The organism is Vibrio sp. 1580, assembly GCF_033340055.1.
Genome location: NZ_JAWOVT010000119.1, coordinates 1 through 909 on the forward strand (window position 1 = coordinate 1; position 909 = coordinate 909).

The window sequence follows — 909 nt, forward strand, 5'->3', positions numbered from 1 at the left end:
GAGGATCTCTTTCTGTTGCCAAAAATACCATTATTCCCATTGGATTGAATGCGAACGACGCAAACAACAACGCCGTTCCGCTTGGGCTGCATCCTAAGTTGTCGGCACTTGCTCCACTATTCCAACAAGGCGATGCTAATTTGGTGCTCAATAGCGGCATTCTCAACCAACCTGTGACAAAACAAGCCATCGAACAAGGTGATGTTCCAATGCCAGAGCAGCTGTTTTCTCACAATTCACAGACCGCATCTTGGCTGCGCGGTGGGATGGATGCTTCTACGAATTTAGGTTGGGCTGGACGCATGCTCGATGTGCTAACGTCAGACGCTCAAATTACACCGCTGTATAGTGTGCATGGCGATACGTTATGGTTGAAGGCAATGGAGCACCGTCAGACCGTACTCAAAAAAGACAAAGCGGGTCAATTGACGGCGGTTGGAAATCCAGTTTACGAAGAGATTTATCAAAAATTGCTCTCACAAAGCGCAGATAACCCGTTCAGTGGGCATTTTAATTTGATGGTCGACGAATCCATGATGATGAGCAACATCCTCGCGGAGCAACTGAAACTGATCGACGACGCGCCTTTATTCTCCTCTTCTACACTCGGCAAACAAATGCAGACCGTGTACAAATTGATCGCCAGCCAGAGTGCGCTTAGTCAGCAGCGACAAGTGTTCTTTGTAAAACATACAGGATACGACTTGCATGACTCGCAACTCGCGCGACACCCTTTGTTACTCGAAGATCTCGCCACCAACCTAAACGCCATGTATCGCGCAGTTGATAAGCTCGGTATGAGTAAAAACGTGACCACGTTTACGATGTCTGACTTTGGTCGACGAATGACCAATAATGGTAACGGTACCGATCACGGCTGGGGCGGTCATCAGTTATTGATAGGTGGTG

1 protein-coding gene is annotated in these 909 nt (G+C 48.1%); it reads left to right on the forward strand.

Annotation, left to right across the window (positions count from 1 at the left end):
• Positions 1-909 (forward strand): DUF1501 domain-containing protein (locus R7093_RS24430; RefSeq protein WP_318146913.1); only part of this gene is annotated, 909 nt, incomplete at both ends.